Raw genomic sequence first — 6,637 nt, forward strand, 5'->3', positions numbered from 1 at the left:
GAATTGGGACATGCGGGTCAGGGGATCTTGTCAAATGAGAACAACCCATTGACGAGTGCGCGTCCATCCTTGTACATAATCGAAGGACCGTCGACCTTTAATGAGTTGCTCTTAACGGACTACTTGAAAGACAAAGCGGAAGACCCGCGTATGGAACGTAACGTGCTATCTAAAATGATCTCGAAAACATACTTCCACAACTTTGTGACGCATTTACTTGAAGCCGCATACCAGCGTGAAGTGTACCGCTTGATCGATGCAGGCAAGAGTTTCGATGCCAACAAGTTGAGTGAATTAACGCGTGACGTCCTGGAACAATTCTGGGGAGATTCAGTTGAACTGGAACCAGGCGCAGAGCTCACCTGGATGCGTCAGATCCACTATTACATGGGACTTTATCCATATACCTATTCAGCAGGATTGACGATTGCGACGCAGGCTTTCCTGAAAATCAAGAGTGGCGAAGAAAAAGTGGATGGCTGGTTGGACTTCCTGGCCTTGGGGGGACAAAAAGTACCGGCTGAAGCAACCAAAGTAGCCGGCGTGGATATCACGACCGACCAACCGTTGACAGATACCATTAAATATCTGGACGAATCTGTCGACCGTATTATTGAACTGACTAATGAACTGAATAAAGGATAAATGACCAGTTTTCCGGAAAGATAACAGTTGTGATTCTATTGTAAAACAGAACGGGTTCATCCCGTTCTGTTTTTTTATACATTAAAAGAATTTCAAATGTATAAAAAAAGAGTTAAAAGACATCTTTTCTACATAAATTAAAAAAATATACGGAATAACGAATATTTGTGTTGACATTCGATTACGCACGTTATAGAATGCTCCTAACATCAAAGAACAAGAGAGTAAATGATTTCATTCATTACAGCGAGTCAGCACAGAGTGGAAGGTTGACATGAACAATCATTGAAACGAGCTTGTGAGATGCTTTTCTGAAATAAGCCACCTGTCAAAACTTGAGGAGGAATCTTAACGGTTCACTCAGTTTGAGTCAGTCTCTGTCTTAAGTAGAAAAGCCGTGTGCAGCGTTAATGCTATGAGTTGGCAGGCAGCCAGTGTTACTTTTTTAAAAACAACACTAATTTGTCTGCAAATAGAGTGGTACCGCGATGCAATCGTCTCTGTGTAAAAACAGAAGGCGTTTTTTTTATACCCAAAAATGGGATCAACTAAACTACAAAACTAAAGGAGAATGACATATGACTGATAAAACGTATAAAAAGATCGTACTGGCTTATTCCGGGGGACTAGACACATCGGTCATCATTCACTGGTTAAAAGAGAATTATGGCAGTGAAATCATTGCCGTTACTGCAAATGTCGGTCAGGACGATGAACTGATCGGATTAGAAGAAAAAGCCTTGAAAACGGGAGCATCCAAATTTTATCTGGCAGAAATCGAAGAGGCATTCGTTTATGATTCCATCTTCCCGACTTTAAAAGCAGGTGCCATTTATGAAAATAAATATTTACTGGGAACGGCTACGGCGCGACCCATCATCGCAAAAGCGCTTGTCGATATAGCCAAACATGAGGGTGCGGATGCCATCTGCCATGGCTGTACGGGTAAAGGAAACGATCAGGTCCGTTTTGAAATGGGCATCAAGGCACTGGCACCTGAACTGGATATCATTGCCCCCTGGAGGACCTGGGACATCACTTCCCGTGAAGAAGCTATCGACTATGCTGAATTGCATAACATTCCTTTGAAGATCTCTCGTGAGACCAATTATTCGAAAGACAAGAACCTGTGGCATCTGTCCCATGAAGGACTGGATCTGGAAAACCCATCAAATGAACCGAAATATGACTCCATTTTAGAGATGAGTGTCTCGCCTGAACAGGCTCCGGACAAACCGACCGTCGTCAGCATCACATTTAATGAAGGTATTCCAGTCGCCATCGACGGGAAGGAAATGGACGGTGTGAGCCTGATCAAAGCACTGAACAGTATCGGCGGATCGAATGCCATCGGAATCCAGGATATCATCGAAAACCGTCTCGTCGGCATGAAGAGTCGTGGGGTGTACGAAACACCGGGAGGCACGCTGCTGTATTTCGCACATGAGCAGCTGGAAATGATCACGCTGGACAAAGAAACGCTTCAGTATAAACAGGAGCTGTCCCAAAAATATGCGAACCTCATTTACAACGGTCAGTACTTCACGCCTTTGAAGCAGGCATTGGATTCGTTCGTGGATGAAACGCAGAAAACAGTTTCAGGAACAGTCAAGCTGAAGTTATATAAAGGCAACATGATCGTTTCAAGCGTTGAGTCGCCATACAGCTTGTATTCAGAAGCCTTTGCAACGTTTGATCAAGATGACGTTTACGATCAGAATGATGCAGCAGGATTTATCAATCTTTACGGATTATCCAGTGTGATTCACGCTGAAATGAAACAGAAGATGCAGTTCGGAAAACTGGCTGAAGATTCATTTCAACTGAAACAGGCAGGAATAAAAGTATGAGAATGAAGCAGAATGACAAAATAAATATTTGGGATTTTGAGGAAATAGTGATGTATCTATTGGAGGGACCAATTTATGACAGATGATTCAAATAAGGTGTGGCAGGGGCGTTTGAGTGGCGGAAGTGCGGAAGAAGTCGATGTGTTCAACTCTTCGATCAGTTTTGATTATGTGTTGTTTGAAGAAGATATTAAAGGAAGCATCGCACATGCCAAGATGCTGGGCAAGCAGTCTATCATTACTAAAGAAGATGCTACACTCATAGTGGACGGCTTACAGGGAATTCTGATGGATTTGAAAAATGGCACCCTGCTGTTTGACCCCAAAGCTGAAGACATTCATATGTTTGTCGAATCCGTACTGACTGAACGCATAGGTGTGGCAGGAAAAAGGCTGCACACGGGCAGAAGCCGAAACGATCAGGTAGCACTGGATTTGAGATTGTATGTCAAAAAACAGGTGGCAGAAATCAAAAATCATTTGTTGGATTTTGAAAAGGTTCTGATCAATAAGGCCGAGCAGCATCTCCAAACGATCATGCCCGGTTACACCCACCTGCAGATTGCCCAGCCCGTTACCTTTGCTCATCATTTGCTGGCGTATGCACAAATGATTGCAAGGGATATCGACCGGTTGGAAGAAGTCTTGGAACATACGGATTTCATGCCATTAGGGAACGGTGCACTCGCCGGGACGACTTATCCGCTTGACCGTCAGTATGTAGCCGAGCTGCTGGGGTTTGAAGCCGTCACTGCTAACAGTCTCGACGGTGTTTCTGACAGGGATTTTGTCATCGACACGGCTTATGCCTTGAGTATGATCATGATGCACTTGTCCCGATTGTCAGAAGAAGTCATCTTATGGTGTTCTCAGGAATTCAAGTTCGTTGAACTCGATGATGCGTTCGCAACGGGATCGTCCATCATGCCCCAGAAGAAAAATCCTGATGTAGCCGAACTGGTTCGAGGGAAAACCGGCAGGGCATACGGGAATCTTCAGACGCTGCTGATTATGATGAAAGGCATCCCGCTCGCATACAATAAAGACATGCAGGAAGATAAAGAAGCCCTGTTCGACAGTGTCAGTACAGTGAAGCTGGCGCTCTCCGCCATGATCCCAATGATCGATACGATGGAGGTAAAGGCTGATCGCATGCGTGAAGCAGCTTCAAAGGGATTCATCAACGCGACTGACTGTGCCGATTATCTGACTAAAAAAGGCGTCCCCTTCCGTGAAGCGTACGGTGTGATCGGTTCTCTGGTGCAGCGGTGTATCGAAACGGAGCAGACACTGGAAGAGGTCTCTCTGGAAACGTATCAGTCACTGCATGAATTGTTTGAAGGAGATATTTACGAAGTCATCAATCTGGAAAACTGTGTGAATAAGCGGAAACTTGAAGGAGGCCCTGCTCCGGAAGCTGTTAAAAAACAGATCGAACAGCTGAAAGAAAGACTGGGTCTTTCTAACTTTCTGGATTAGAGCACGCTAAGTGAAGTTCTGGGCGTGAATGCAAAGCTAAACTAAAATAATCAGAAAAATAATGGAGTTCAGTGAGTAATAACCTTACTGAACTCCATTATTTAGTGAAAGAGAGTAGTTGAGCTTTGTTCAAACAGACTGAACTCAACCTAAGCCCCCATTAAGTGCAGTACAGGAGTAGTCAAACAGACTGAACTCAACCTAACCCCCGATTAAGTGCAGTACAGGAGCAGCCAAACAGACTGAACTCAATCTAAACCCCAATTAAGTACAGTACAGGAGTAGTCAAATAGACTGAACTCAACCTAAGCCCCAAATAAGTGCAGTACAGGAGCAGCCGAACAGACTGAACTCAATCTAAGCCCCCAATAAGCCCGGTCTTCATTTCCAAGAGGTCTTTTAAAATATAAATGAGGAGAATCTGGCACAGCCAGATTTTTCTGCTTTGAAAAAGCCAAAAAAAACCTTGTCGGCGTTTAACCGACAAGGTTTTCATTCTTCGTTTGTTTTTGCAGTAAAGCTGACTCGGCAGCGTGCATCCCAGCTACACGACCAGTAATAAAGGCGCCGGTGATGTTGTAACCACCGGTATAGCCATTGTAATCAAGAATTTCGCCTGTGAAATACAGGTTCTTTTTCTTTTTACTCTCCAGGGTCTTGGGATTCACTTCTTTCGTGTGCACGCCACCGCCAGTAACGAAGGCTTTTTCGATCGGCAACGACCCGTGGACGTCAAAGCGGAAGTCTTTAAGAAAGGCTATGATCGCTTCGACTTCTTTAGGGGTCAATGTTTTAAAGGCTTTATCGCTGTCGACTGACTGCTGTTCCAAACCGAACAGAACGTAACGCTCGGGACCGAACTGTTTCAGAACATTCTTAATGCTTTTATCGCCGTCATTCTTTTTCAACTGTTCGAATTTCTGATTCACTTCCCCAATAGACTGATCCGGAAGGGAATCGATTGTCATCGTGGCAAAATCGGTCTTATCGCGTTTCATAGTCTGCAGGACAAACATGGAACAACGCAGCACGGCAGGACCAGAAATGCCTAAATGAGTGAAGATCATATCCATGCGATGCGTGATCACCGATTTGTTTTTCTTGTTCAAAACGCTCAAGTTAATATCTCTCAGGGACAATCCCTGCAAGACCCGTTCCTCAATAAAGGATTCTTTGGACGTGATCGGTACTTCAGTCGGGTACAATTCTTTGATGGTATGTCCGGCTCTTTTTGCCCATTGATACCCGTCGCCTGTCGAACCGGTCTTAGGCATCGCGCGTCCACCGGTAGACAGAATGACTGAGGTGGCTGCGAATTCACGACCATCGATCAGTCTGACACCCGTCACTTTTTCATCATCATATAAAACGGCGTCAACGGGAGCATCGATATGCAAATCGATCTTTAAATCTTCAATAACTTGTTTCAAGGCATCAACGATCGTTCGCGATTTATCGGTTGTCGGGAACATCCGGCCGTGGTCTTCTTCCTTTAAAGCAATCCCACGTGATTGGAAGAATTTCATAATATCGTAGTTATCGTACTGATAAAAAGCGCTATACAAGAAGCGTCCGTTTCCCGGGATATGGGCAATGATTTCTTCTTTGTCAAGGTTGTTGGTTACATTACAGCGGCCATTTCCAGTCACCAGTAGTTTTCGCCCAACAAATTTGTTCTTTTCAATAAGTCCAACAGTAGCGCCATGTTCTGCTGCCGAAATAGCAGCCATCATTCCACTGGTTCCGCCACCGATTACAAGGACATCATAGTGTGTCATTTCAATTTCCTCTTTCCTAATACTATAGTCACAGCTACTTTAACATAATATTCGGCATTAGACTAGTTAACAAAAAGTGAAATTATCTTACGAATTGTCTTGTATGTAATGGATTACACTCTATAAGCTGAAAGAGTACTGGAAAAACAACACCATATATAAACTACTAGGAGGAAGACACATGGGATTTAGAAAAGATTTCTTATGGGGCGGCGCAACAGCGGCTAACCAGCTGGAAGGCGGATATGACGAAGGCGGAAGAGGACTGGCGAATGTGGACGTCGCACCCGTCGGCGAAGATCGTCGGGCCATTATTTCAGGTGAAAAGAAACATTTAGATTTTGATGACGAGCATTTTTACCCTGCCAAAGAGGCGATCGATCATTTTCACCGCTACAAAGAAGACATTGCCCTGTTCGGTGAAATGGGATTCAAGACCTACCGGTTATCTATCGCCTGGACACGAATCTTCCCTAAAGGTGATGAAACAGAACCCAATGAAGACGGTTTGAAATTTTATGAAGATTTATTCAAAGAATGTCACAAACATGGCATCGAACCCTTGGTGACGATCACTCACTTTGACTGCCCGATGCATTTGATCAAAGAATACGGGGGATGGCGCAACCGCAAGATGGTCGATTTCTACGGTAACTTGACCCGCACCTTGTTTACTCGCTACAAAGGTCTGGTCAAATACTGGTTGACCTTCAACGAGATCAACATCGTTCTGCATGCTCCGTTCATGGGTGCCGGCCTTGTGTTTGAAGAAGGCGAGAATAAAAAGCAAGTGATCTATCAGGCAGCTCACCATGAATTGGTATCCAGTGCTCTGGCAACCAAGATCGCCCGTGAAGTGGATCCGGACATCCAGATAGGCTGTAT

5 protein-coding genes and 1 other annotated feature are annotated in these 6,637 nt (G+C 44.5%); of the genes, 4 read left to right on the plus strand and 1 reads right to left on the minus strand.

Going from position 1 to position 6,637, the window contains the following annotated elements; translation table 11 throughout:
• The 3 genes from R6U02_RS02470 to argH all read left to right on the plus strand — a co-directional run.
• A partial coding sequence (locus tag R6U02_RS02470; protein WP_410262054.1) for a M3 family metallopeptidase occupies positions 1 to 645 on the plus strand: 645 nt, incomplete at its 5' end.
• Positions 646 to 848: 203 nt separating this feature from the next.
• Positions 849 to 1,150: a binding site (T-box leader), on the plus strand.
• Between the two features lie 73 nt (positions 1,151 to 1,223).
• Positions 1,224 to 2,495 (plus strand): argininosuccinate synthase, encoded by a 1,272-nt coding sequence (locus R6U02_RS02475; protein WP_410262055.1) that lies wholly within the window; start codon positions 1,224 to 1,226, stop codon positions 2,493 to 2,495.
• Positions 2,496 to 2,570: 75 nt separating this feature from the next.
• A complete protein-coding gene (gene argH / locus R6U02_RS02480; protein WP_410262056.1) occupies positions 2,571 to 3,974 on the plus strand; it encodes an argininosuccinate lyase in 1,404 nt (467 codons plus the stop codon).
• A 476-nt stretch (positions 3,975 to 4,450) separates the two neighbouring features.
• On the opposite strand, the gene R6U02_RS02485 is transcribed toward argH, so the two are convergent.
• Positions 4,451 to 5,752, minus strand: a complete 1,302-nt coding sequence (locus tag R6U02_RS02485; protein ID WP_410262057.1) for an NAD(P)/FAD-dependent oxidoreductase — start codon at positions 5,750 to 5,752, stop codon at positions 4,451 to 4,453.
• A gap of 181 nt (positions 5,753 to 5,933) precedes the next feature.
• Between R6U02_RS02485 and R6U02_RS02490 the strand changes: the two genes are divergently transcribed.
• Positions 5,934 to 6,637, plus strand: a 704-nt coding sequence (locus R6U02_RS02490; RefSeq protein WP_410262058.1) for a family 1 glycosylhydrolase, incomplete at its 3' end; no start/stop codon positions are given.

The organism is Alkalibacterium sp. (genome assembly GCF_046484155.1).
Classification (GTDB): domain Bacteria; phylum Bacillota; class Bacilli; order Lactobacillales; family Carnobacteriaceae_A; genus Alkalibacterium.

Bases quoted from the DNA above. Each gene is read 5' to 3' on its own strand.
- R6U02_RS02475 (WP_410262055.1), top strand. From the start codon at position 1,224: ATGACTGATAAAACGTATAAAAAGATCGTACTGGCTTATTCCGGGGGA.
- argH (WP_410262056.1), top strand. From the start codon at position 2,571: ATGACAGATGATTCAAATAAGGTGTGGCAGGGGCGTTTGAGTGGCGGA.
- R6U02_RS02485 (WP_410262057.1), bottom strand. From the start codon at position 5,752: ATGACACACTATGATGTCCTTGTAATCGGTGGCGGAACCAGTGGAATG.